General features: G+C 70.8%; 21 protein-coding genes. 6 read left to right on the top strand and 15 right to left on the bottom strand.

The window, feature by feature from the left end; genetic code table 11:
• Positions 1-130 precede the first annotated feature (130 nt).
• Positions 131-487: a 50S ribosomal protein L19 gene (rplS, locus tag EDF19_RS16955; RefSeq protein ID WP_123682043.1), complete on the bottom strand. Its 357-nt coding sequence runs from the start codon at positions 485-487 to the stop codon at positions 131-133.
• Between the two features lie 167 nt (positions 488-654).
• On the opposite strand from rplS, the gene map reads away from it, so the two are divergent.
• Complete coding sequence (map, locus tag EDF19_RS16950) at positions 655-1,446, top strand: type I methionyl aminopeptidase (RefSeq protein ID WP_123682042.1); 792 nt, start codon at positions 655-657, stop codon at positions 1,444-1,446.
• A 149-nt stretch (positions 1,447-1,595) separates the two neighbouring features.
• Here the strand turns inward: map and trmD are convergent, their stop codons facing one another.
• The 8 genes from trmD to aroA form a co-directional block, all read right to left on the bottom strand.
• Entirely contained in the window at positions 1,596-2,285 is a 690-nt protein-coding gene (gene trmD / locus EDF19_RS16945; protein ID WP_123682041.1) for a tRNA (guanosine(37)-N1)-methyltransferase TrmD, read from the bottom strand.
• A 5-nt stretch (positions 2,286-2,290) separates the two neighbouring features.
• Positions 2,291-2,836: a ribosome maturation factor RimM gene (gene rimM / locus EDF19_RS16940; RefSeq protein WP_395860610.1), complete on the bottom strand. Its 546-nt coding sequence runs from the start codon at positions 2,834-2,836 to the stop codon at positions 2,291-2,293.
• A gap of 19 nt (positions 2,837-2,855) precedes the next feature.
• Positions 2,856-3,092: an RNA-binding protein gene (locus EDF19_RS16935; protein ID WP_111086067.1), complete on the bottom strand. Its 237-nt coding sequence runs from the start codon at positions 3,090-3,092 to the stop codon at positions 2,856-2,858.
• A gap of 4 nt (positions 3,093-3,096) precedes the next feature.
• Complete coding sequence (gene rpsP, locus EDF19_RS16930) at positions 3,097-3,513, bottom strand: 30S ribosomal protein S16 (protein ID WP_123682039.1); 417 nt, start codon at positions 3,511-3,513, stop codon at positions 3,097-3,099.
• A gap of 164 nt (positions 3,514-3,677) precedes the next feature.
• Positions 3,678-5,813 (bottom strand): FAD-dependent oxidoreductase, encoded by a 2,136-nt coding sequence (locus EDF19_RS16925; RefSeq protein ID WP_123682038.1) that lies wholly within the window; start codon positions 5,811-5,813, stop codon positions 3,678-3,680.
• A 4-nt stretch (positions 5,814-5,817) separates the two neighbouring features.
• Positions 5,818-6,660 (bottom strand): SDR family oxidoreductase, encoded by an 843-nt coding sequence (locus tag EDF19_RS16920; protein ID WP_123682037.1) that lies wholly within the window; start codon positions 6,658-6,660, stop codon positions 5,818-5,820.
• An 83-nt stretch (positions 6,661-6,743) separates the two neighbouring features.
• Positions 6,744-7,919 (bottom strand): acyl-CoA dehydrogenase family protein, encoded by a 1,176-nt coding sequence (locus EDF19_RS16915; protein WP_123682036.1) that lies wholly within the window; start codon positions 7,917-7,919, stop codon positions 6,744-6,746.
• Positions 7,916-11,161: a 3-phosphoshikimate 1-carboxyvinyltransferase gene (gene aroA / locus EDF19_RS16910; RefSeq protein WP_123682035.1), complete on the bottom strand. Its 3,246-nt coding sequence runs from the start codon at positions 11,159-11,161 to the stop codon at positions 7,916-7,918. Before aroA ends, EDF19_RS16915 begins: the two co-directional genes overlap by 4 nt.
• A gap of 127 nt (positions 11,162-11,288) precedes the next feature.
• Between aroA and EDF19_RS16905 the strand changes: the two genes are divergently transcribed.
• Complete coding sequence (locus tag EDF19_RS16905) at positions 11,289-12,419, top strand: glutamate--cysteine ligase (protein WP_123682034.1); 1,131 nt, start codon at positions 11,289-11,291, stop codon at positions 12,417-12,419.
• An 86-nt stretch (positions 12,420-12,505) separates the two neighbouring features.
• Here EDF19_RS16905 and ffh read toward each other — a convergent pair whose 3' ends face one another.
• Complete coding sequence (gene ffh, locus EDF19_RS16900) at positions 12,506-14,059, bottom strand: signal recognition particle protein (RefSeq protein ID WP_123294804.1); 1,554 nt, start codon at positions 14,057-14,059, stop codon at positions 12,506-12,508.
• A 70-nt stretch (positions 14,060-14,129) separates the two neighbouring features.
• Here ffh and EDF19_RS16895 point away from each other — a divergent pair, with 70 nt between their 5' ends.
• Complete coding sequence (locus EDF19_RS16895; RefSeq protein WP_123682033.1) at positions 14,130-14,924, top strand: nucleotidyltransferase domain-containing protein; 795 nt, start codon at positions 14,130-14,132, stop codon at positions 14,922-14,924.
• A 24-nt stretch (positions 14,925-14,948) separates the two neighbouring features.
• On the opposite strand, the gene EDF19_RS16890 is transcribed toward EDF19_RS16895, so the two are convergent.
• Positions 14,949-15,470, bottom strand: a complete 522-nt coding sequence (locus EDF19_RS16890) for a hypothetical protein (RefSeq protein WP_148071139.1) — start codon at positions 15,468-15,470, stop codon at positions 14,949-14,951.
• 75 nt (positions 15,471-15,545) lie between these two features.
• Here EDF19_RS16890 and lipB point away from each other — a divergent pair, with 75 nt between their 5' ends.
• Together lipB and lipA are read left to right on the top strand one after the other, a co-directional pair.
• On the top strand, positions 15,546-16,307 hold the full coding sequence (gene lipB, locus EDF19_RS16885) for a lipoyl(octanoyl) transferase LipB (protein WP_123682031.1): 762 nt from the start codon (positions 15,546-15,548) through the stop codon (positions 16,305-16,307).
• A complete protein-coding gene (gene lipA, locus EDF19_RS16880; protein ID WP_123682030.1) occupies positions 16,304-17,287 on the top strand; it encodes a lipoyl synthase in 984 nt (327 codons plus the stop codon). The genes lipB and lipA overlap by 4 nt, the downstream gene beginning before the upstream one ends.
• Positions 17,288-17,490: 203 nt before the next feature.
• Here the strand turns inward: lipA and EDF19_RS18865 are convergent, their stop codons facing one another.
• Both EDF19_RS18865 and ftsY read right to left on the bottom strand, forming a co-directional pair.
• Positions 17,491-17,649: a DUF4175 domain-containing protein gene (locus EDF19_RS18865; RefSeq protein ID WP_139199230.1), complete on the bottom strand. Its 159-nt coding sequence runs from the start codon at positions 17,647-17,649 to the stop codon at positions 17,491-17,493.
• 65 nt (positions 17,650-17,714) lie between these two features.
• A complete protein-coding gene (ftsY, locus tag EDF19_RS16875; RefSeq protein WP_123682029.1) occupies positions 17,715-18,584 on the bottom strand; it encodes a signal recognition particle-docking protein FtsY in 870 nt (289 codons plus the stop codon).
• Positions 18,585-18,803: 219 nt separating this feature from the next.
• Between ftsY and EDF19_RS16870 the strand changes: the two genes are divergently transcribed.
• Positions 18,804-19,829 carry a TerC/Alx family metal homeostasis membrane protein gene (locus EDF19_RS16870; RefSeq protein ID WP_123682028.1) on the top strand — a complete coding sequence of 342 codons (1,026 nt, stop codon included), beginning with the start codon at positions 18,804-18,806 and terminating at the stop codon, positions 19,827-19,829.
• 206 nt (positions 19,830-20,035) lie between these two features.
• On the opposite strand, the gene EDF19_RS16865 is transcribed toward EDF19_RS16870, so the two are convergent.
• A complete protein-coding gene (locus EDF19_RS16865) occupies positions 20,036-23,911 on the bottom strand; it encodes an AAA family ATPase (RefSeq protein ID WP_123682027.1) in 3,876 nt (1,291 codons plus the stop codon).
• Positions 23,912-23,980: 69 nt separating this feature from the next.
• Entirely contained in the window at positions 23,981-24,952 is a 972-nt protein-coding gene (gene mutM / locus EDF19_RS16860) for a bifunctional DNA-formamidopyrimidine glycosylase/DNA-(apurinic or apyrimidinic site) lyase (protein ID WP_123682026.1), read from the bottom strand.
• Position 24,953 lies beyond the last annotated feature (1 nt).

Raw genomic sequence — 24,953 nt, 5'->3', positions numbered from 1 at the left:
CACGGGCTCCCGCCCGGATGGAGCGAGGCTGACCGCGAGGCAAAGGGAAAGCCCCCCGTCGATGCACAACCGTACATGGACGAGGGGCTGACAGCGCCGTCCGGCTCGCGGACGCTCACTGTGAAGGCGATCAGGCGTCGCGCTTCTCCTTGATCTTGCGGCGGGCCGCCTTGCCGCGGAGCTCGCGGAGGTAGTAGAGCTTCGCACGACGGACGTCACCGCGGGTGACGATCTCGATGTGGTCGATGATCGGCGAGTGCACCGGGAACCAGCGCTCGACGCCGACCTGGAAGCTCACCTTGCGGACCTTGAAGGTCTCGCCGATGCCGTGGCCCTGGCGGCCGATGACGACGCCCTGGAAGACCTGGATACGCGAGCGCGTTCCTTCGATGATGTTGACGTGCACCTTGATGGTGTCACCGGCGCGGAAGTCCGGGACGTCGGTACGCAGCGATGCTGCGTCGACGTTGTCGAGGAGCTGGCTCATGGTGGGTTTCACTCTCTGCGGACGCGCACGGGTCGCCGCGGATCGGTAATCGGAAAGTAGTGGTGCGTGCCCGGTGTCGGCGACTCCCCCGTGGCAGAGTCCAGCCAGGGCACAGCGATCAATACTGCCACAGAGAGCGCGCGGGACAAAACAGCGAGGATGGACCCATGATCGAACTGCGCACCCCCGCCGAGCTGGACGGCCTGCGTGCCGCCGGCCGTTTCGTCGCCGACGTCCTCGACGAGCTGCTCGACACCGTCGACGTCGGGGTGAACCTCCTCGACCTCGACCGGGTGGCGGCGCGGATGATCGCCGAGCGCGGCGCGGCGAGCTGCTACGTCGACTACCACCCCTCGTTCGGCAATTCGCCGTTCGGCAAGAACCTCTGCACGTCGGTCAACGACGCCGCGCTGCACGGTCTGCCGTTCGACTACACGCTTCAGGACGGCGACCTGGTGAGCCTCGACTTCGCCGCGAGCGTCGACGGCTGGGTCGCCGACTCCGCCGTCTCCGTGCAGGTCGGCACACCGCGCGAGGACGACCAGACCCTGATCGCCACGGTCGAGCGATCCCTGGCCGCCGGGATCGCGCAGGCGGCGCCGGGCAACAAGCTCGGCGACGTCTCGCACGCCATCGGGCACGTCGCGCACCAGGCCGGCTACGACGTGAACCTGCAGTTCGGCGGTCACGGCGTGGGTCGCACCATGCACGGTGACCCGCACGTCCCGAACGACGGACGCCCGGGTCGCGGCCTGAAGCTCCGTCCGGGACTCGTGGTCGCGATCGAGCCGTGGCTGATGCAGGGCACCGACGAGCTCTACCAGGACGACGACGGCTGGACGCTCAAGAGCGTCGACGGCTCGCGTGCCGCGCACGTCGAGCACACCGTCGCGGTCACCGAACACGGTCCTGAGGTCCTCACCCTGCGTCGCGCCCAGCGCGCCGACGCGACCGTTTGACGGCCTGGAGGCACGGTGCGGGCCCGCACCGCGCCTCCAGTCCGTGACGGCGGAGCCGGATTTCGTGCGAAGCGACAGTTCACGGGACCGCGAACGCGTGAAGTGTCGCCCAGCGCGAAAAGCGCGCGCCGTACCGCGCCGCGCCAGCGTCAGGCCGGCGGCAGCAGGTCCGGCCGGACGCGCCGCGTCCGCTCCACCTGCTGCTCGTGCCGCCACGCGGCGATCCGTCCGTGGTGGCCGCTGAGCAGCACCTCGGGCACGGAGTGGTCCCGCCACGACGCGGGCTTGGTGTACGAGGGGTACTCGAGCAAGCCGTCCTCGTGGGACTCCTCGACGAGGGACTCGGGGTTGCCGACCACGCCGGGGACGAGTCGCCCGACGGCCTCGATGATGGCCATCGCCGCGACCTCGCCGCCGTTCAGCACGTAGTCGCCGAGCGAGAGCTCGACGACCGAGCAGCGCGACGCCGCCCACTCGAACACGCGGGCATCGATGCCCTCGTACCGCCCGCAGGCGAAGACGAGGTGGTCGTGCTCCGCGAGCGACCGGGCGATGGTCTGCTTGAACGGCGTGCCGGCTGGTGTCGGGACGACCAGCGTCGACGACCCGTCGGGCCGGAGCAGGGCGTCGAGCGCCTGCGCCCACGGCTCCGGCTTCATGACCATGCCGGCGCCGCCGCCGTACGGGGTGTCGTCGACGGTGCGGTGCCGGTCGGTCGTCCACGAACGGAGGTCGTGCACGTGCAGGTCCAGCAGGCCGCCGGACCGCGCCTTGCCGAGCAGGGACACGTCCAGCACGGAGAAGAACTCCGGGAAGATCGTGACGATGTCGATGCGCACGGGGACTAGTCCGTGACCGTCTCGGGCCGGGACGTGTCCTCGGGGTCCTCGAACAGGCCCTGCGGGGGCGTGACGGTGACGGTGCCGGCGGCGATGTCCACCGCGGGCACGATCGCCGAGACGAACGGCACGAGGACCTCGCCGCGGGACGGCGTGTCGATCGCGAGCAGGTCCTGCGCCGGCAGGTGGTCGACCCGTGCGACGGTGCCGACCTCGACGCCGTCGCGGAGCACCTTGAGGCCGACCAGCTGGTGGTCGTACCAGGCGTCGTCCTCGCCGGTCTCGGCGTCGGCGTCCTGCTCGACCCAGAGGATCGCGCGGGCGAGCGACTCGGCGCCGGTCCGGTCGTCGATCCCGGCGAAGAACGCGACGGGGTGACCGTTGTACCAGCGGAGTTCGTCCAGCTCGAGGGTCTTGCCCGACCACGGTGAGTCGTCGGGGACCTGGAGCGTGAAGGTGGCACCCGGGGTGAACCGACGATCCGGGTCGTCGGTGTAGAGCTCGAGCTTGATGCCGCCCTTGAGCCCGTGTGCCTTGGTGATCCGACCCACCCGGAGCTGGGTCGTCTCCCTAGGAATCGGTGTCGACCACGTCGACCCGCACCCGCTTGCCGTCGGCCAGGGCCGAGACGAGGGTGCGGAGCGCCTTGGCGGTCCGCCCGGCGCGTCCGATCACGCGGCCGAGGTCCTCGGGGTGCACGCGCACCTCGAGGACCTCGCCACGTGGAGAGGTGGAGCTGGCGACGCGCACGTCGTCAGGGTGATCGACGATCCCCTTGACGAGGTGCGTCAGCGCGGATTCGAGCAAGGAATTACGCCTCGGTCGTCTCGGCGGCGTCAGCGGTCTCGTCCGCAGCCGGGGCGGCCGGAGCCGTCTTCTCCGACTTCGGCTTGAGGACGGCCTTCTTCGAGGTGTCGGCGACGAAGGCCTGCTTCGGCTCGGCGACCTTGACCTTGGACGCGGTGTCCTTCTCGCCCTTGAACTTGGCCCAGTCGCCGGTCAGCTTGAGGAGGGCCGCGACCTGCTCGGTCGGCTGCGCGCCGACGCCGAGCCAGTAGAGCGCACGCTCGGACTCGATCTTGATGACCGAGGGCTCCTCGGTCGGGTGGTACTGACCGATCTCCTCGAGGACACGACCATCGCGCTTGGTGCGCGAGTCGGCGACGACGATGCGGTAGTAGGGCGCACGGATCTTACCGAGACGCTTCAGACGGATCTTGACAGCCACAATTGCTCCTGTTTGCTTACGTTGTGGTTGAACTGGAACCGCGGGCGTGGGGGCACACACGGTGAAAGCTCGAGAGAGATCGCTCACAGCTGGATAGAGGGTCGAGCTGCGGCGATTCGACCGTTCATTCTTACAGATTCCCGGCCGTGATGCGAGCCGACGCGCTACGGCGCGAGTCGTCGGACGGCTTCGAGTGCCTCGGAGGTCGCGCGGACCGCGTCCACGCTCCGTGCGTCGCGTGCGCCACCGACGACCGCGAACGGCACGCCGGCAGCCTGGAGGCCCGCCACGAGTCCGTCAGGCGCGTCACCTTCCGCGTCGATCGCGCGCTCCTGCCCAGCGCAGACCACGACGGTGTCCGCCGGGACCGCGCGCTCCTCGCCGTGCTCGTCGCGGATCCAGAGCAGCCCGGGCTCGATGCGCAGGTACTCCTGCACACCGCCGACCATGCGCACCCCGGCGTCGCGGAGCCGCCCGATCGCGACCCAGCGCGAGGTGATGCCGACACCCTGACCGAACTTGCCCGATCTCCGGAGCACGGTGACCTGGGACCCGGGTCGGATCGTGCGCGCCGCCGCGGGGAGCCGCTGGGGCACGTCGCCGACGAGCTCCTCGGAGACGTCGAGGTCCCAACGCGCCGCGAACTCGGTGGCCCGGACCGACTCGTCGGGCGACTCGGTCAGGAAGGCCGCGGTGTCGACGCCGATGCCGCCGCCGCCGATGATCGCGACGGTGCCCTCGGGGACCCCTTCGCGGAGCGCTCGCTCGTACGAGCGCACGTGCGGCAGGTCGCTGCCGGGGACGTCGATGCTCCGCGGGACCACCCCGGCGGCGAGCACGACGGCGTCGCTGCCGGCGAGGTCGTCGGCGGTGGCCGGGCGACCGAGGTGGATCGTGGCGCCCCGCTCCTCGAGCTCAGCGCGGGCGGACCGCACCGTGGCGGCGTAGTCCTCTTTGCCCGGGACGAGCGCGGCGAGGCCGAACTGGCCGCCGAGTCGGTCGGATGCTTCCCAGACGGTCACGTCGTGGCCTCGGCGGGCGGCGTCCACCGCGGCGGCGAGTCCGGCCGGCCCGCCACCGACGACGTCGACGCGCTTCGGGTCCGCGGTCGGGCGTGCGGGGAACGCGACCTCCCGAGCGGCACGGGGGTTCACGAGGCACGACACCGGCGCGCCGATGATCGACCGGTCGAGGCACGCCTGGTTGCAGCCGATGCAGGTGTTCACGAGGGCGAACGCGCCCTCCAGCGAGCGGGACACGAGCGCGGGGTCCGCCAGGAAGGGCCGGGCCAGGGCGACGGCGTCGATGAGCCCGTCCTGCAGCACCGCTTCGCCGTCGCGCAGGTCGGTCATCCGGTTCGAGGCGATCACCCGGACGTCCGGGTACTGCGACGCCCGCACGACCCCCGCGATCCGTGCGGCGTAGGCGAGCCAGGCACCGTGCGGCACCGCGGCCTGCACGGTCGGGGTGCGGGACTCGTGCCAGCCGATGCCGACCGAGATCCCGTCGAGCCCGAGCGGCAGCAGGTCGTGCACCAGGGCGTCGACGTCGTCCTCGGTCGACGAGCCGGGCATCAGGTCGGCGCCGGAGAGCCGGATGGTCACGGCCAGGTCGGGTACCGCTCTCCGGACGGCCTCGACGACCGACACCGTGAAGCGCCGCCGACGCTCCGGCGAACCGCCCCACTCGTCGTCACGCAGGTTCGTCAGCGGCGACTGGAACTGGTTGATGAGGTAGCCCTCGGACGCCATGATCTCGACGCCGTCGAAACCGATGTCGCGCGCGGACCGGGCCGCATCGGCGAAGTCCTCGATGGTGCGTTCGATCTCGGCAGCGGTCAAGGCCGTCGGCACCACGCCACGGGCCGCGGCCCACGGCAGTGCCGACGGTGCCACGACGCGCTGGGGGTCCCCGTGCCGGTCGACCATTCCCGACGCGAGCGCGTACCGGCCGGCGTGGAAGAGCTGCGCGAGGATCACCGAACCCGACTCGTGCACGGCGTCGACCGCAGCACGGAAGCGCTCGTCCGCTCCCCCGACGCCGAAGACGGCGAAGTCGGGACCACCGCGGGCCTCGTCGTTCACGGCGATGCCGCCGGTGATGATGCACGCGGCACCGCCGGCGGCACGCTCACGGTAGAACGCCGCCATCCCGGCCCCGCCGTCGTCGTGCACCTCGAGTCCGGTGTGCATCGACCCCATGACCACCCGGTTCGGCATGGTCAGCGGGCCGAGCGTCCACGGCGACGCGACCGTCCGCAGGGAGTCCGGCACGACGGGGGCGGAAGCGACGCTGCTCATGCGCCTATTCTGCCGCGGGCAGCACCGCGTCGCGCAGCGGTGAGGTCGTGTCCGCCCAGTACGGCGGCGCGATGACGGTCAGCCCGCCGTCCACCGACAGCACCTGGCCCGTGATGTACGACGCCTTGTCGGAGAGCAGGAAGTCCACCGCGTCGGCCATGTCGTCGGCCGTGCCCGGACGCTGCAGCGGCAGCTTCTCGTAGACGGTCTCGATCGGCGCCTGGCCGGGGACCTTCGTGTAGAAGTACTCGAGCGAGTCGGTGTCGATGAGCCCGCCGTTGACCGCGTTCACCGTGATCTGGCGCGGGCCGAACTCGACCGCCATGTACTTCATGTACGACTCGCTCATGGCCTTGGCGGCACCGAGCGCGGCGTACGTCGGGAACGCGCGGAGCGACCCGTACGAGGTCACGACGACGATGCGCCCACCGTTGTCCATGAGCTCGGCGGCACGCTGGGCGCCGAGCACGAACGAGCGGGCGTTGGTCGCGTAGCTGCGGTCCAGGTGGTGCAGCTTGAGGTCGGCGACCGGCTTGAACGCGCTCGCGGCGGCGTTCGCGACGAAGTAGTCGAGGCGCCCGTAGGTGTCCCGCACCAGGTCGAACAGGGCGTCGATCGACTCCGGCTGCTCGATGTCGACCTGCGCGGTGATGCCGTCGCCGCCGGCGGCCTTGACGTCGGCCAGCGATTCCTCGGCCAGGTCGGCGTTGCCCTTGTACGTGACCACGACGGTCACGCCGCGCTGGCCGAGCTTCTGCGCGAGCAGGCGGCCGATGCCGCGCGAAGCGCCGGTGATCAGTGCGATGGGCGAGCTGAGTGCGATGGGTGCGTTGGTGCTGTCGGTCACTGCGGTCCTCTAGGTGCGTGGGGAAGGACGGGAGGCGCGTGGCGGGCCCGCACCGCGCCTCCTGTCCGGTGGTTGGTTGTGGTCTAGAACCCGGCCTTGCCGGTGACGACGGCGCGGCCGACGACCAGCTTCTGGATCTCGTTGGTGCCCTCCTCGAAGCGCTGCGCGCGCGCGTCGCGGTACACGCGCTCGATCGCGTTGCGCTTCCAGTAGCCCTGGCCACCGTGCACCTGCAGGGCCTTGTCGGTGACGCGGGCGAGCATGTCGACGGCGACCATCTTCGAGGCGCTGGAGAGCGTGCCGGCGTCCGGGCGGCCCGCTTCGTAGGCGCGGGCGGCCTCGAGCACCAGGGCGCGGGCCGCGGCGATGTCGGCATAGTTCTCGGCCAGGTAGAACTGGATCGCCTGCCGGCTGGAGAGCTGCTTGCCGAACGTCTCGCGCTTGTTCGCGTACTCGACGGCGAGCTCGTTCGCGCGCTCGGCGAGGCCGACGGCGCTCATCGCGACGGACACCCGGCTCGGCAGCAGGAAGCCGCCGAGTGCGACTTCGAGGCCCTGGCCCTCGGCGCCGAGCAGCGCGCTGGCGGGCACCGGCACGTCGGTGAAGCGCAGGATCGCGTGGTCGGTGCCGCGGATGCCCATGGTGTCCGAGTCGTCGATCACCTCGGCGCCCGGCAGGCCGCTGTTCGGCATCAGGAACGCGACGGTGCCGTCCTGGCCGGTGGTGCCCTCGAGGCGAGCGGCGATGAGCCAGTAGTCGGCCTTCACGCCGAACGTGATGAGGTGCTTCTCACCGTTCATCACGTAGGTGTCGCCCTCGCGGCGGACCGTCGTGCGGATGTCCGCGCCGGTGCCCGCGGTCGCCTCGGTCAGCGTGAACGCGACGAGCTTGTCGCCCGCGACGCTCGGCTTGACGACCTGCTCGATCTGCTCCGGCGTGGCGTACGGGGCCATCGCGCGCCAGGTGCCGTTGATGACGTGCACGAGCATGCGGATGGAGGCATGCGAGCGGGAGATGATCTCCATGATCTCGAGGTAGCGCGAGAACGGGATGTCCCGGCCGCCGAGCTCGGTCGGGGCGGCGAGGCTCAGCCACCCCTTGTCCTTGAGCTCCTGGAACAGCTCGGGCGCGACCTGACCGGTGCGCTCGATCTCGTCGGCCCACTCCTCGCCGCGGCCGCGGACCCACTCGGTGACCTCGGCCTTGAGCTGCTGGAACGTGGTCTCGTCCAGCGCCTGGTCGGTGGCGTTGATCGTCATCGTGTCTCGTTCTCCTTCGTCGCGACGAGCGCGGCTGCCTGCTCCCGCAGGACGTTCTTCTGGACCTTGCCGACCGCGTTGCGGGGCAGCTCGTCGATGTACTCGAGGCGCTCCGGCCAGTAGTACTTGCTCACGCCGGCGTTGTCGAGGTACTGCTGCATCCCGGCGAAGTCGAGCGGCTCGCCGACGCGGGCGCTGACCACGAAGGCGCACGCCCGCTCCCCCAGCCGCGCGTCGGGCATCGCGACGATCGCGACGTCCGTGACGAGGGGGTGCTGGTAGAGCAGGTTCTCGATCTCGACGACCGGGATCTTCTCACCACCGCGGTTGATGACGTCCTTGACGCGACCGGTGATCGACAGGAAGCCCTTCTCGTCGACCTTCGCGAGGTCGCCGGTCCGGTACCAGCCGTCCTCGGTGAACACGTCGTCGGTCAGGTCCGGTCGGTCGAGGTACCCGTCGAACATCGTCGCCGAGTGCAGCTCGAAGTTGCCCTCGGTGCCGGCCGGCAGCTCGTGGCCGGCGTCGTCGACGATGCGGATCCGGATGCCGGGCAGGGCACGGCCGTCGTGACCGTACGCGTCGGCCGGGTCGTCGGTCGGGCTCGACAGCGCACCGAGGCACGTCTCGCTCGTGCCGAAGGCGCCGAGGATCGCCGTCCCGAGCACCGTCGCCGCGCGCTGGGCGAGCGCCCGCGGGACGGCGGCACCGGTCGGTACGAAGATCCGCAGGGACTCGGGCTGCGCTGCGCCGGCCTCGACGAGGTCGACCAGGTCGGTCAGGAACGGCGTCGCGCACTGCACGAACGACGCCCCCGCGACGCCGAATGCCTGCTCGAGTGCCACGGTGCCGTCCCACACCGGCTGGATGACCTGCGGTGCTCCGAGCCGGAACGCCAGGAGCATGCCGTACAGGAACCCGGTCTGGTGGGCGAGCGGCGACGGGATGTAGATCCGGTCCGCGCTCGTCAGCCCGGACTGGGCGACGTGCATCGCGGTGGCGAGGCCGAGCGTGCGGTGCGGGTGCTGGACACCCTTCGGCTCCCCCGTGGTGCCGGAGGTGAAGAGCAGCTGGCAGATGTCGTCCGGGCCCGGGGCGTGCGACGTGATCTGGTCGACGTCCACCTGGACCGACTCCAGCGCCGTGTCGAAGTAGCGCCAGTTCCAGTCGCTCGCGGCCACCCGGTCGGCGGCGTCCGCGGGCAGCGGCGCCTGGTTCGTCGGGGAGTCGGCCTGACCGCGTGCCTCGGAGCGGAGCACGATGACGTGCTCAACCGAGAGACGACGCTTCTGCGCCTGCGCCTCGTCGATGACGTCGAGCAGCTCGAGCGCGGGGCGGCGCTTCCGGAACACGTTCGGCAGGAACACGACGCGGGCACGCGACCGGGCGAGGGTCATCGTCGTCTCGCGGGGGCCGAACACCGGCATGATCGGGGTCGCGACGGCACCGATCTGGATCGCGCCGAGCGTGATGGACACGAACTCGCGCCAGTTCGGCAGCTGCATGGCCACCGACTCACCGGTGCGGACGCCGAGTTCGAGCAGGAGCGCGGAGACCTTGTCGGCCTCGTCCTGCAGTTCCTTCCACGTGGTGTTCACCGGAGCGGCGCCACCGACCTCGATGACCGCGAGGCCGTCGGGGTCACTCACCGAGAGCGCGCGGACCTTCTCGCTCAGGACGAGAGGGTCGGCGTCGACGCCGGCGAGCTCGGGCAGGGCGGTGGTGGTGGCCGTGCCGGCGGTACCAGCGGTGCCAGCGGCCGGCACTGCCACGGCCTGCGGCTGCTCGTGCTGGTCACGGGTGTCCGGCGCGGTCGTCTCGGTCGTCCCGAGGTCGGTCCGCTCGGCAGCGGCCTCGGCCGCGTCGATCCGGTCGTCCCGTGCGACCTGGGCGGCCAGCGCGTCGCCGACCTCCATGTCCAGGCCGACGGAGTTCATCGCTTCGAGGAACGTCGGGTACGAGATCCGGTACGCCCGCGGGTAGGTCAGCCCCGAGGTGCCCCTCGCCTTCGAAGCGGCGACGGCGAGCGACATGAGCACGCGGTGGTCGTTGAACGACGACATCTGGGCACCGTGCAGCCCCTCGGCGCCGACGCCGGTGACGCGCAGCTCGTCCGCACCCTGTTCGGCGCGGCCGCCCATCCGGTTGAGCTGGAGCATCGCCGCCACCCGGTCGGACTCCTTGAGCCGGATGTGCGCCACGTTCCAGAGCCGGGTCGTGCCCTCGGCGAAGGTCGCCATCGTGGACAGGACGGGCAGCAGGTCGGGGATCGGCTGGCAGTCGATGTCGAGCGGGCGGAGCGGGGAGCCGTCGTGCTCGATGCGCACGAAGCCGGTCTCCTCGTCGATCCGCATCGGCACGCCCATCGCCGTGGCGAGGTCGAGGAACTCGCTCTCCGGGTGGTCGGTCTCGGCGGTGGTGAACGCCGTCATGCCGCGGAGCAGCACGTTCGACTCGCGGATGCCGGCCGCGGCGATGCCGAAGGCCGCCGATCCGATGTCCGGCGGGATGACGTAGTCGTGCGGGGTGGCCTGCTGGTTCGCCGGGATCCGGTACTCGAGCCAGTCGTCGGAGACCTCGACCCGCAGGCCGAACTGCCGCATCATGCGCACGGTGAGCTCGACGTACGGCTGCTCGTTGAGGCGGCCGCCGGTGATGTGGATCCGGGTCTCCTGCTCGGCGAAGGGCGCGACGAGGAGCAGGCCGGAGACCCACTGCGACAGGGTGCCGGCGATGGTGACGTCGCCGCCGCGGGGGCGCTTCGGCTGCACCGTCACGGGCGGGCAGTCGTTCGTCGCCTCGAGCTCGACGCCCATCTGCGTCAGCGAGGTCAGGAGCGCCTTGATCGGCCGGCGCTGGAAGTACTTCATGCCGGACAACGTCATCGGCTTGTCCGCGAGGGATGCCAGTCCGGTCATGAAGTAGAGCGTGGTGCCGGAGGACCCCATGTTGAGGATCCCGTCGGCGCCACGGGAGCCGTGGTCGACGACGTCGGTGGCCTCGTAGCGGCCGCCGAGTCCGGTGACGTGGTACTCGTTCCCCCGGCGCTTGACGTCGACCCCGAGGGCCCGGAGCGTGCCGACGGTCCACTCGACCTGGCGGGTCGCGCTGATCCCGGAGACGATGCTCGTCCCCTTCGCCAGGGACGCCAGCACGAGCGCACGGTGGGCGTGGTACTTCGAGACCGGGATGTCGAGCTCTCCGACGAGCGGGGCGGAGGTGCCGCGCACGACCAACTGCATGTGTGCCTTCTTCCGTATGAGCGAACTCCACGGTAGTACCGACCTGGTACTGCCGAGGACACGAGGTGCACGACCCCCGGCGGTGATCCTTGTGCGTTTCCGACAAGGCGGCGGGCAGGATGGTCGCATGGACATCCGCTTCACCGAGTCACGGCCGTCGACCATCGGCGTCGAGTGGGAACTCCCGCTCGTCGACCGCGCGACCGGCGACCTCGCTCCCCGGGCCCCCGCCGTGATCGCGGCCGTGCACGAACGGCTCGGTGATCACGAACGGGTGACCGAGGAACTCCTGACCAACACCGTCGAGGTCGTCTCCAGTGTGCACCGCACCGTGGGTGCTGCGACCGACGAACTCTCCGGGATCATCGGCGAGGTCATCGACGCGGCCGAACCGCTCGACGCCCAGGTCATGTGCTCCGGCACGCATCCGTTCGCGGTCTGGGACCAGCAGGAGATCACCCCGGACAGCGAGCACTACACGACCCTCATCGACCGCACCCGCTGGTGGGGGCGCCAGATGCTCATCTGGGGCGTCCACGTCCACGTCGGCATCGACGACCGCGACAAGGCCCTGCCGATCCTCGGCGCGATGCTCGCGTACGTCCCGCACCTGCAGGCGTTCACCGCGTCGAGCCCGTTCTGGGCCGGCATCGACACCGGGTACGCCTCGAACCGGGCGCTCATGTTCCAGCAGCTGCCGACCGGCGGGCTGCCGCCAGCGCTCGGCGCCTGGGCGAACTTCGAGGAGGTCGTGAGCGACCTCACCCACACCGGCGTCATCGACGGCGTCAAGGACCTGCGCTGGGACATCCGGCCGTCACCGAAGTGGGGCACGCTCGAGAACCGCGTCTCCGACGGCATCTCCACCCTGCACGAGGTCGGGGCCGTCACCGCGCTCGTGCAGTGCCTCGTCACCGCGATGTCGGACCGGCTCGACGCCGGCGAGACCCTGCCGACGATGCAGCCCTGGTTCATCCGCGAGAACAAGTGGCGCGCGGCCCGCTACGGCATGGAAGCCGAGATCATCACGAACGCCGCCGGGGACGAGCGGCTCGTGACCGACGAGGTCCACGACCTGGTGCAGCGACTCGACCCGGTGGCCGAACGCCTCGGCTGCCTCGACGAACTGCACCACCTCGACACGATGATCGAGAAGGGCGCCTCGTACCAGCGGCAGCTCGTGGTCGCGCAGCAGCACGACGGCGACCTCCGCGAGGTCGTCCGGCACCTGGTCACGGAGTTCCGCGAGTCGCTGTAGCGAGCGACGCGCTGGACGCGCGCACAGACGGACGGGTGGCCCGGTGCCAGCTGGCACCGGGCCTCCCGTCCGTCAGGGGGTCGCGACTAGCGCCCCAGGAACTTCTGCAGGCTCGCGAGCTCTTCCTCGGTCGGCGCCTTGCCGCCCTTGGCGGCACCGCCGAGGCCGAGGCCGGAGCCCTTCGGCGCCTGCTGCGGCGCCGCAGCGGTACCGGCAGCGATCGCCGCGCGCTTGGCCGGGTTGCCGACCTTCGACTTCTTCTTGCCGCCCTGCTGCTGCTTCTTGCCGCCGTGCATGCCCGGGATCGGACCCATGCCCGGCATCTGCGGCACACCACCGCGGGCGACGGTCTTCATCATCTTCGCGGCCTGCTCGAACCGGTTCACCAGGGCGTTGACCTCGGTCACGGTGGAGCCGGCACCCTTCGCGATGCGGAGACGACGCGAGCCGTTCAGGAGCTTCGGGAGTTCGCGCTCCTTCGGCGTCATCGACTGGATGATCGCCTCGGTGCGGACGATCTCACGCTCGTCGAAGTTGTCGAGCGCCTCGCGCATGCCCTTGGCGCCCGGCAGCATGCCGAGCATGCCCTTGATCGAGCCGGCCTTGCGGAGCTGCTGCATCTGCTGCAGGAAGTCGTTCAGGGTGAACGAGTCGGACGCGATCTTCTCGGCGACCGCTCGGGCTTCGTCCTCGTCGAAGGCCGACTGGGCCTGCTCGATGAGCGACATGATGTCGCCGAGGTCGAGGATGCGGCTCGCCATGCGGTCCGGGTGGAACGGCTCGAAGTCGTCGAGGCCCTCACCGGTGGAGGCGAACATGATCGGGCGGCCGGTGACGCTGGCGACCGACAGGGCCGCACCACCGCGGGCGTCGCCGTCGAGCTTCGACAGGACGACACCGGTGAAGTCGACGCCTTCCTGGAACGCGCGGGCGGTGACGACGGCGTCCTGACCGATCATCGCGTCGATGACGAACAGGACCTCGTCGGGGTCGACGGCCTTGCGGATGTTCGCGGCCTGCTTCATCAGCTCGGCATCGACACCGAGACGACCGGCGGTGTCCACGATGACGGTGTCGTACTGCTGGTCGACCGCGGCCTTGATGGCGTTCTTGGCGACCTTGACCGGGTCACCGACGCCGTTGCCGGGCTCAGGAGCGAACACGTGCACGCCGGCCTGCTCGCCGACGACCTGCAGCTGCTGGACGGCGTTCGGACGCTGGAGGTCCGCCGCGACGAGCATCGGGGTGTGGCCGTCCTTCTTGAGCCACTTGCCGAGCTTGCCGGCGAGGGTGGTCTTACCGGCACCCTGCAGACCCGCGAGCATGATGACCGTCGGCGGCTTCTTCGCGAACTCGAGGCGTCGCTGCTGCCCGCCGAGGATGCCGACGAGTTCCTCGTTGACGATCTGGACGACCTGCTGCGCGGGGTTCAGCGCACGGTTGACCTCGTCGGAGAGGGCGCGCTCGCGCACTGCTGCGGTGAACGCCTTGACGACCTCGAGCGCGACGTCGGCGTCGAGGAGCGCCCGCCGGATCTCGCGGACGGTGCCGTCGACGTCGGACGGAGTCAGCCGACCCTTGCTCCGCAGATTGCGGAAGGTCTCGGTCAGCCGATCGGAGAGTGAACCGAATTGCGCCATGATCCGTCGATTCTACTGGTTGACGAGCAGGTTCCCTGATCCGGCGTCCAGCGATCGGTATCGTCGATGCATGCGCGCGATCCCCGACGAGCTCGACCCCGCCGTGGTCGCCGAGATCGACGGGCGGCTGGCCCGCCTGCAGACCGACCTCGGCGTGACGATCCCCTGGGCGATCGAGAGCGGCAGCCGCGCGTGGGGGTTCCCGTCGCCGGACAGCGACTACGACTGCCGTTTCCTGTACCTGCGGCGTCCGGACGACTACCTGTCGCTCTGGCCCGGCCGTGACGTCATCGAGACCCCGCTCGACAAGGTGTTCGACGTCAACGGATGGGACCTCGCGAAGACCGTGCGACTGGCCGTGAACGGGAACGCCACGGTCGGCGAGTGGCTGCGCTCCCCCATCGTCTACTCGGGCGACGAGGGGTTCCGGGACCGCCTGCTGGCGTTCGTCGCGAGTGTTGCGGACCGTGGGCGCATCGGGCGGCACTACCTGCACGTCGCCGCACGGCAGTACGAGCGGGAGATCACGTTGAAGCGGTTCTTCTACGTCCTCCGGACCGCGGCGTCGCTCCGCTGGCTGCTCGACCACCCGGAGAGCGCGATGCCACCGATGGACCTGCCGACGCTGCTCGCCGAGTCGACGGTGTCCGATGCGCTCCGGCAGGCGACCGCGGACCTCATCGCGGTGAAGGCACGGACCCGGGAGCTCGGGTCGGGCACGCCGCCCGAGTTGCTCGTCCGGTTCGTCGCCGATGAGCTCGAGCGCGCACGGCCCTTCGACGACCTGCCCCCGGAGAACACGTCGGGCGATGCCCGAGAGCGGGCAGACGCGTACTTCATCGGCGAGCTCGACCGGCTGCGCTGACCGGCTGCGCTGACCGGCCGCGCTTCAGCGCAGCAGCACGCCAGGGGCGAGTTCGAGCTCCGCACCGAGGCCGACGTCGACGACCACCGGCGCCGTCGAGGGCTCGCGGTCGCCGGTCGGGAACCACCGCCGCTCCGGCGAGACCAGGATGACGAGTCCGTGGACGTCGCCGACGGCCGCGAAGGCCTCCTCCGCCGGGTTGGCGTACGCCTCGAACCCGGCACGGCGGAGCGACTCGACCGCCTCGAGCACGTGCGGGACGGCGATGCCGACCTCGCTGACCGAGACGAGCGGAACGGCGCCAGCGGGTGCGGGTGCGGGGACGGCTGAGGCGGACGCGACGAGGTCGCGCCGCTCGATCAGCTCGAGCAGCTGCTGGTCCGGCCCCTCGAAGTACACCGATCGCGAGTTCCAGTTCGGCGGCCCGTCGAACTCGTCACGGCCGTCGGCGTCGACCAGCACCGTCGCGACCAGGGCGACCCACGCAGCAGCCGCGTCGAACGTGCCCGTCGGGATCGTGATCGCGAGGTGGAGCGCGCCGGTCATCTCCGGCAGGTCCCGGAACACGAGCCGCGTCGACGTTGTTGTACTCCGTCCAGAAAGCGTCGTAGGCTCCCTCGCATGCCGGAACTCGAGATCGTGCGGCCCGAAGGGCTGCTCGACTACGCCGAGGGACTCGCGCTGCAGCGGGATCTCCACGCCGACGTCGTCGCCGGCCGCTCCCCCGGGGCGCTCGTGCTGTGCGAGCACCCGTCCGTCTACACCGCGGGGCGCCGAACCGAGCCCTCCGACCTCCCGACGAACGGTGCGCCGGTGGTCGAGGTCGACCGCGGCGGACGCATCACCTGGCACGGCCCCGGCCAGCTCGTCGCGTACCCGATCGTCCGGCTGGCCGACCCGATCGACGTCGTCGCGTGGGTGCGCGACCTCGAGCAGGTCATCGTCGACGCTGCGGCCTCCGTGGGCGTGCGCGCCGAGCGGGTCGACGGCAGGAGCGGCGCCTGGGTCCGCGGAACGGAGGGCACGCCGCCCGCCAAGGTCGGCGCCATCGGCCTGCACGTCGCCGAGGGCGTGACGACCCACGGCATCGCGATCAACTGCGCCAACGCGCTCGACGCCTACGCCGCGATCGTGCCGTGTGGCATCGCCGACGCCGGCGTGACCACGCTGAGCGCCGCCGCTGGCGAGCCCGTCACGGTCGACGACCTCGCCGCCACCGTCGTCGACCGCATCCGCGCCGCCGAGTACGGGATGCGCACCGGCCACCGGATCAGCAGCGACGCACGCAGCGCCGCGGACATCAGCACCGCAGCGACCAGCACCGCATCCACCAGCACTGCATCCACCAGCACCGCGCCCGCACGACAGGAGACCCTCGTATGACCCTCGCCCCCGAAGGCCGCCGGATGCTCCGCGTCGAGGCCCGCAACGCCGAGACCCCGATCGAGACGAAGCCCGGGTGGATCAAGACCCGCGCCACCCAGGGCCCGGAGTTCCGCGAGCTGTCCGCCCTGGTCAAGGACAAGCAGCTGCACACCGTCTGTCAGGAGGCCGGCTGCCCGAACATCTTCGAGTGCTGGGAGGACCGCGAGGCCACGTTCCTGATCGGCGGCTCCCAGTGCACCCGCCGGTGCGACTTCTGCCAGATCGACACCGGCAAGCCCGAGCCGCTCGACCGCGACGAGCCCCGCCGTGTCGCCGACTCGGTCGTCTCGATGGGCCTGAAGTACGCCACCGTGACCGGCGTCGCCCGCGACGACCTGCCCGACGGCGGCTCCTGGCTCTACGCCGAGACCATCCGCCAGATCCACGAGCACTCCCCCGGCACCGGCGTCGAGATCCTGGTGCCGGACTTCAACGGCCGCCCGGACCAGCTCGGCCAGGTGTTCGACGCCCGCCCCGAGGTCTTCGCCCACAACGTCGAGACCGTGCCGCGGATCTTCAAGCGCATCCGTCCGGCGTTCACGTTCGAGCGCTCCCTCGACGTCATCACGCAGGGCCGCGACGCCGGGCTCGTCACGAAGTCGAACCTCATCCTCGGCATGGGCGAGGAGCGCGTCGAGATCGAGGACGCCCTGCAGCGCCTGTTCGACGCCGGCACGGACATCATCACGCTGACGCAGTACCTGCGCCCGTCGCCGCGGCACCTGCCGGTGGCGCGCTGGGTGACGCCGGACGAGTTCGTCGCGCTGCGCGAGGTCGCCGAGGAGATGGGCTTCGCCGGGGTGCTCGCCGGACCGCTCGTCCGGTCGTCGTACCGCGCCGGGCGCCTGTGGGCCCGTGCGACGGTCGCGCGCGGCGGCTCCGTTCCCGCGCACCTCTCGCACCTGCTCGACGCCGCCCCGGGTCGCCAGGCCGTCTGAGGTCGTCCACCGACTCGCGAAAGCGACAGGTCTCCGCCGACAGTCCGCGGCAGTCTGTCGCTTTCGCGGAGAGGATCGTGGGTCCGCGACGAGATCCGTCGCCCTCGCGGCACTGGTCGCGACCACGGACAGACGGGAGGCACGGTGCCAGCTGGCACCGTGCCTCCCGTCCGTTGCACGCGTCCGTCACGGACGCCGCGTCGCTAGGCGCGACCGCGGATGCTCCTGAGCAGCCAGCCGATGACGGCCAGGATGATGAGCACGATGCCCACCCACAGCAGGAACTTCAGTGCACCGACGAAGATGCCGCTGAAGAGCAGGACGAGGCCGACGATGATCGCGATGATCAGCAGTGCGGGCATGAGGGTCTCCTATCCCTGGAACGAGACCGAGCGGATGCCCGGGCCGACAGGGACGCTACCCGGAATCAGCCGACGAGGTTCTGCACGAACACGTGCGGGGTGAAACCGGTGAGGTCGTTGATGCCCTCGCCCTGACCGATGAGCTTGATCGGGATGCCCGTCTTCTCCTGCACGCTCAGGACGAACCCGGCCTTCGCGGAGCCGTCGAGCTTCGTGATGACGAGGCCCGTGACGCCGGCGCCCTCGATGAACGCCTGCGCCTGTGCGAGGCCGTTCTGCCCGGTGGTGGCGTCGAGGACGAGCAGGACCTCGCTGATCTCGGTCTGCTTCTCGACGACGCGCTTGATCTTCGTGAGCTCGTCCATCAAGCCCGCCTTGGTGTGCAGTCGGCCGGCGGTGTCGATGACGACGATCTCGGTGTTGTCCCGGATCGCCTTCTCGACGGTCTGGTACGCCACCGATGCCGGGTCCTGCCCGGGCTGCGACGGACGGACGACGTCGACGCCGGCGCGCTCGGCCCACGTGGCGACCTGCTCGACCGCCGCGGCGCGGAAGGTGTCCGCCGCGCCGACCAGCACGGTGCGGTCGTACGTCTTCAGGAACTTGGCGAACTTGCCGATCGTGGTGGTCTTGCCGACGCCGTTGACCCCGACGACGAGCACGACGGCAGGCCGCGCGCTGAGCTTGAGCGTGGTGTCGAGCTTCGACAGGCGTTCCTCGAGCACCTCGCGCAGCATCCGCTGGAGGTCGGCGGGGTCGGTCGTGCCGTACCGGTCGACCCGGGCGTGCAGGTCCTCGATGATCGCCTCGGAGATGTCCGGCCCGAAGTCGGCGCCGATGAGCGCCGTCTCGAGGTCATCCCACGTGGTCTCGTCGATCGTCTTGCGCTGGAACAGCCCGCGCAGCCGGGAGGACAGTGACCAGGTACTCGCCATGTTCCCAGCTTAGAGCGCACCACGGACCGGTGCGGCCCAGTAGGCTCGTGGTCACGAAGGGGAGTATTCCCTCTCGGCGACCCCGTCAGTACGGCCCAGAACGACCTGGACCCGGGGCGTCGGTCGTGAAGCACCCAGTCGGGTGGATCGCGGCGGAAGAGACCTTCAGGCTTCGGCGCACCCGTTTTCGCGGCAGCGCCCTCTACCTGAAGGAACACCGTGGACGTCCCACTCTTCGTCTGGCTTCTGACCATCGCAGGCATCTTGGCGCTGCTGGTCTTCGACTTCTACTCGCACGTCCGCACGCCCCACGAGCCGACGATCCGCGAATCCGCGTTCTGGTCGGCCTTCTACATCGCCCTCGCGATCCTGTTCGGTGTCGGTGTCTGGGTGTTCGGCGGCGGACAAGCCGGCGGCGAGTACTTCGCCGGGTGGCTCACCGAGAAGGCGTTGTCCGTCGACAACCTCTTCGTCTTCCTCATCATCATGACGACCTTCGCGGTGCCGAAGGCGTTCCAGCAGAAGGTCCTGCTGGTCGGTGTCGCCATCGCCCTCATCGCCCGCGGTGGGTTCATCGCGGCCGGCGTCGCCATCATCGACAACTTCTCGTGGGTCTTCTACCTCTTCGGCGCACTGCTGTTCTGGCTCGCCTGGTCGCAGGTCAAGGGCGGCAACGAGCACGACGCGTCCGAGGGTGACTCCCGGCTCATCCGGATCCTGCGACGCATCATCCCGACCTCGAAGGACTACGACGGCGACCGCCTGACCACCCGCGTCGACGGCAAGCGCCTCTTCACCCCGATGCTGCTCGTCATGGTCTCGATCGGCCTGACCGACGTCCTGTTCGCGCTCGACTCGATCCCGGCGATCTTCGGCCTGACGCAGGACGCCTTCATCGTGTTCACGGCGAACGCGTTCTCGCTGCTCGGGCTCCGCCAGCTCTACTTCCTCATCGCCGGCCTGCTCGAGAAGCTCATCTACCTGGGCCAGGGCCTCGCGGTCATCCTCGCCTTCATCGGCGTGAAGCTGGTCTTCCACGCGATGCACGTCAACGAGCTGCCGTTCATCAACGGCGGACAGCACATCGAGTGGGCGCCGGAGATCCCGATCTGGTTCTCGCTGGGCTTCATCCTGCTGACGATCACGGTCGCCACGATCGCGTCGCTGGTCGTCTCGAAGAAGCGCCAGGAGCGCGGCCTGACCCCGACGGGCGAGCCGACGACGGCGGAGGCCGACGCGAAGTAGCCGTCACCACCTGACGGACGGGAGGCGCGGTGCCAGCTGGCACCGCGCCTCCCGTCCGTCCGTGGTCGCGTCGCGCGCCCCGGCCCGGCCCGGCCTGCCCCCGACCTTTCGGGCTGAGCGACACTTCACGGCTCCGAACGCGCGTGAGGTGTCGCTGAGCGCGTGAGCTGCCGAGCGGCTCCGGCTCCGGCTCTGGCTCGGCTCGGCTACGCGACCGCCTCGGCGGGCTCGCGCTTCTGCACCCGCTGCCCGACGACCGCGGACACGCCGTCCTGCCGCATCGACACCCCGTACAGGGCGTCGGCGATCTCCATCGTGCGCTTCTGGTGCGTGATGACGATGAGCTGCGAGGACTCGCGGAGCCGCTCGAACACGGTCAGCAGCCGACCGAGGTTCGCGTCGTCGAGGGCCGCCTCGACCTCGTCCATGATGTAGAACGGCGACGGCCGTGCCGTGAAGATCGCGACGAGGAGCGCCACGGCCGCCAGGGACCGCTCGCCACCGGACAGCAGGGTCAGGCGGTCGATCTTCTTGCCGGCGGGCTTCACCTGCACGTCGATCCCGGTGCCGAGCAGGTCGGTCGGGTCGGTCAGGTTGATGGACCCCGACCCGCCGGGGAACAGGATCGGGAAGATGACGTCGAAGGCTTCCTTCGTGTCGTTGAACGCCGACTCGAAGATCGTCTGCATCTTCGTGTCGAGCTCGTCGATGATCGTCATCAGGTCGGTGCGGGTCTTCTGCAGGTCCTCGAGCTGCTCGGCGAGGAACGCGTGCCGCTGCTCGAGCGCCTGGAACTCCTCGAGTGCGAGCGGGTTCACCTTGCCGAGCTGGCCGAGGTCGCGCTCGGCGGCCTTGAGGCGGCGCTCCTGCTCGGCGCGGACGTACGGCACGGTCTCGACGTCGGCGAGGTCGACCTCGTCGGTGGCGTCGAACTCGGGCAGCGCGGGGCCGCCGGGGAGCGTGGACTCCGCGTCGATGAGCGCAACGGCGTCGTCGGCGGGCGTCGTGTCGAAGTCGGCGTCCGGGGCGTCGGCGTCGGACTCGTCGCCGTCGGGCTCGGCGCTGGGCGCGTTGCTGTCGGGCTCGGCGCTGGGCGCGTTGCTGTCGGGCTCGCCGACCGTCCCGGACGACGACGACGCGGCAGCCGCCGCTGCCGCCGCTGCCGCCGCGCGCTCCGCCTCGCGGTGCTTCCGGGCGAGCACGCGCGGGTCGACGAGCACGTCGACCGGCACCGGCACGTCCGGCCCGTACTCGGCGACGAGCACGGCCTCGGTCAGCCCGAGCTCGCTCTGCGCCCGGTCGAGGACACCCGACACGTGCAGCTTCTTCTCGTAGATTTCCATCTCGAGCGAGTGCACGCCGTCGGTGATGGTCTGCAGTCGGTCGCGGAGCTCGCGCTCCTCGTTCCGGATCGTCTGGAGCTCGGTGTTCCGCTTCGACCGCTCGGACTCCTCGGTCGCGAGCTGCACGCGGGCCTCGGCGAGGGAGCGGTCGACGGCCCCGAGGACACCGGGCAGGTCGGCGAGCACGCGTTCGGCGGTCTCGATCTGGCCCCGGCGGATCACCGCGCGACGAGCGGCTTCCTCCGCCGCCGCCCGCTCGGCCTCGAGCTGGCGTTCCAGCTGGTCGGCCCGGTGCCGTTCGGCACGCACCCGCTCGCGGACGGTCTGCACCTGGATGCGCTGCTCGACCTCGGCGGCACGCGCGGCTTCGAGGGCGTCCTGCAGCCCCGGCCGTTCCGAGGCGTCGACGACCGGCCGCTCCTGCTCGGTGAAGGCGCGGTGCGCGGACTCGGCCGCCGCCAGGGCAGCGTCCACCGACTCGACGGCGCCGTCGGTCTCGGCCAGGGCCGCCCGGAGGCGTTCGACCTCGGCGGCAGCGTTCTCGGCCTTCGCGCGCGTCGACGCGCTGGTCCGGTCGTACTCGGCCGTCGCCTTCGCGTACGTACGCGATGCAGCGTCTGCTTCGTCCGCCCGGCGGCGTGCGTCCTCGACGGCGGTGCGTGCTGCCTGGAGGCCCGTGGCGGCGTCCTCGACGTCCGTCGCGATGGCGTCGCGTCGCGTCACGGCGTCGTCGCGCTCCGCGACGAGCTCGATCCGCGAGGTCACGCGCTCACCGCCGCCGGTGACGCGGACGGCGCGGACGAGGTCACCGGACCGCGTGACGACGGTCGCGTGCGGGGCGGCCGCGAGCACCGCCTCCAGGTCGAGGTCCTCTGCACCCGTCGGCGCGTCCGCGATCAGGGTGTTCCGCAGGATCGCGGCGATGGCCGGCGGTCCCTGCACGAGGTCGAGGGCGCGGCGGACACCGGACGGCAGGACGTCGGGCAGGTCCGTGGGCGTCGTGTGGGTTCCTGCTCCTGCGTCGGTTCCTGCGTCGGTTCCTGCGTTCGCGACGACCACGTCGATGCGACCGATGTCCGCGGAGCGGGCATGGTCGACGGCGTCGAGCGCGACCGACCGGTCGTCGGCGAGCACGGCGTCGGCGAGTCCGTCGAGGGCGATCGCGATCGCTCCCTCGAAGCCGGGCGACACCGTCAGGCTGTCGGCCAGGCGACCGACGATGCCCGCGCGACCGGCGTCGATGAGGGCCTGCGACCCGTCGCGGACGTCGATCGACATGCCGAGCGCCGCGACCCGGGCGTCGAGGGCGTCCCGCTCGCGTTCGAGGACGTGCAGACGGTCCCGGTGCACGTCGCGGGTGGACTGCGCGTGTTCGAGTGCAGCTCGCGCGGTCTCGAGGGTCCGGGCGAGCACGTCCTCGTCGACGCCCTCGGACGGATCGGTACCGAGTTCGGCGAGTGCTGCGGCCGCACGCTCGGCGCGTTCTCCCGCCTCGGCGAGGGCGCGCTCCCGACGTTCCCGGTCCGCCACCGTCGACTGCCGCTTCGACCGGGCGACGTCGACCGCGTTCGCGAGCCGCTGTGCCTCGAGGTCGTGCTGCGACACCCGGGCTGCCTGCGCGGCGATGCGTTCGTCCAGGGCGTCGAGGGCGTCACGCGCTGCCTGCACCGCACGAGCGGTCTCCGCTGAACCGCCCTGCATCTGGTCGGCGCGGGCAGCCAGCCGATCGGCCTCGGCGCGGACGCCGGCGACCCGCTCGGGCGTGATCGAGGGACCCTGCTGCGGCGCATCGGCCTGCTGCGCCAGGAACATCAGTCGCTGGTTCGCCAGGCTGGACAGCCCGCGGAGCCGCTCCTGGACGCTCTCGAGCCGGTGCACGACGGTGCGGGCGCGGTCGACGTCGTCGCCGACCATGCTCTGCTCGACGTGCTGCTGGCGGACCCGGGTCTGGTCGAGTCGTTCGGTCAGGACGATGCGCTCGGACTTGCGGCCGGCCTCGACCTCCTGGTGGTCGTGCAGCTCGCGGCGCAGGCGCACCACGTCGTCGGCGAGGATGCGGGCCTTCGCGTCGCGGAAGACCGCGGCCACCGACTGGGCCTTGCGTGCGACCTCGGCCTGCCGCCCGAGGGGCTTCAGCTGCCGCCGGATCTCACCGGCCAGGTCCGACAAGCGGGTCAGGTTCGTCTGCATCGCGTCGAGCTTGCGGAGGGTCTTCTCCTTGCGACGGCGGTGCTTGAGGATCCCCGCTGCCTCCTCGATGAAGCCGCGGCGGTCCTCCGGGGTGGCGTGCAGCACCTTGTCGAGCTGCCCCTGCCCGACGATCACGTGCATCTCGCGCCCGAGGCCGGTGTCGCTCAGGAGCTCCTGGACGTCGAGGAGCCGGCAGTTCTCACCGTTGATCGCGTACTCGCTACCGCCGTTGCGGAACAGCGTGCGGGCGATCGTCACCTCGGAGTACTCGATGGGCAGCAGCCCGTCCGAGTTGTCGATGGTCAGCAGCACCTGCGCGCGACCGAGCGGCCCGCGGGTCGAGGTGCCGGCGAAGATGACGTCCTCCATCTTGCCGCCGCGGAGGGTCTTCGCCCCCTGCTCCCCCATCACCCAGGCGAGGGCGTCGACGACATTGGACTTGCCGGAGCCGTTCGGCCCGACGATGCACGTGACACCCGGCTCGAAGGCGAACGTCGTCGGCTGCGCGAAGGACTTGAACCCCTTGATGGTGAGGCTCTTCAAGTACATGGCGGTCTCCGGGTGTGCTCGCTCGCGCGGCGGCGGCGCCGCTGCTGGGCTGTGCTGCTGGGCGTCAGGCTAACGCCTGCGCGCCCGCGGGACGGGTTGGCACACGGGGCAACGGTGGCTGGACCGGTTCATGAAGGCCTCGCGCACGATCGTCGCACCGCACCGGGGGCACGGCTTGCCCTGCTGCCCGTAGACGGCGAGGCGCTGCGAGAAGTACCCCGACTGCCCGTTCACGTTGACGTACTGGGCGTCGAAGCTCGTCCCGCCGTCCTCGAGCGCACGCCGGAGGACGCTCCGGACCTCGGTCAGCAGCCCACTCAGGTCGGCGCGGGTCAGGCGATCGGCCAGACGGTCGTAGTGCAGCTTCGCGGCCCACAGCGACTCGTCCGCGTAGATGTTCCCGATGCCGCTCACGACGCCCTGGTCGAGCAGGACCCGCTTGATGCCGCTCGAGCGCTTCCGGGCCATCGCGGTGAACCGGTCGTCGTCGAACGCGGGGTCGAGCGGGTCGCGGGCGATGTGCGAGACCTGCTGCGGGATGCTCCGTCGCCAAGCAGCGTCAGGGTCGACTTGGTCGACCTGTCCGCCGTGGCCGGCCGGAGCGCCGTCGATCGTCGGGACCATCGGGTCGATCGCCATCGAGCCGAACGTCCGCTGGTCGACGAACTCGAGCTCGACCGGTGGCTCGGGGACACCGTCGCGGTCGGTCCCGGCGGGTTGCACGTCGATGAGGATCCGGCGGTGCTTCGCCACGTCGCGCCCGCGGCCGAGCAGGATCTGGCCGCTCATGCCGAGGTGGGCGACGAGTGCCTCGGGGCGGTCGCCCTCGTGCTCGGGCTGCAGCGGCATCCAGAGGAACTTGCCGCGTCGGACGGCGGCGGCGATGGTGCGACCCGTCAGCCGGTCGGCGAAGTCCTCGGCGGGGCCGTCGTGCCGGGTGAGCGCGCGGTCGTCCACGACGTCGACGTGCAGGACACGTGCGCCGCTGACCGCGGGCTCGAGGCCGGCACGGACGACCTCGACCTCGGGGAGTTCGGGCACC

The organism is Curtobacterium sp. PhB115, assembly GCF_003752025.1.
In the GTDB taxonomy this organism is placed as follows: domain Bacteria; phylum Actinomycetota; class Actinomycetes; order Actinomycetales; family Microbacteriaceae; genus Curtobacterium.
Note: the sequence above shows the minus strand (reverse complement) of the source record. Positions and strands in the feature narration are given on the sequence as shown.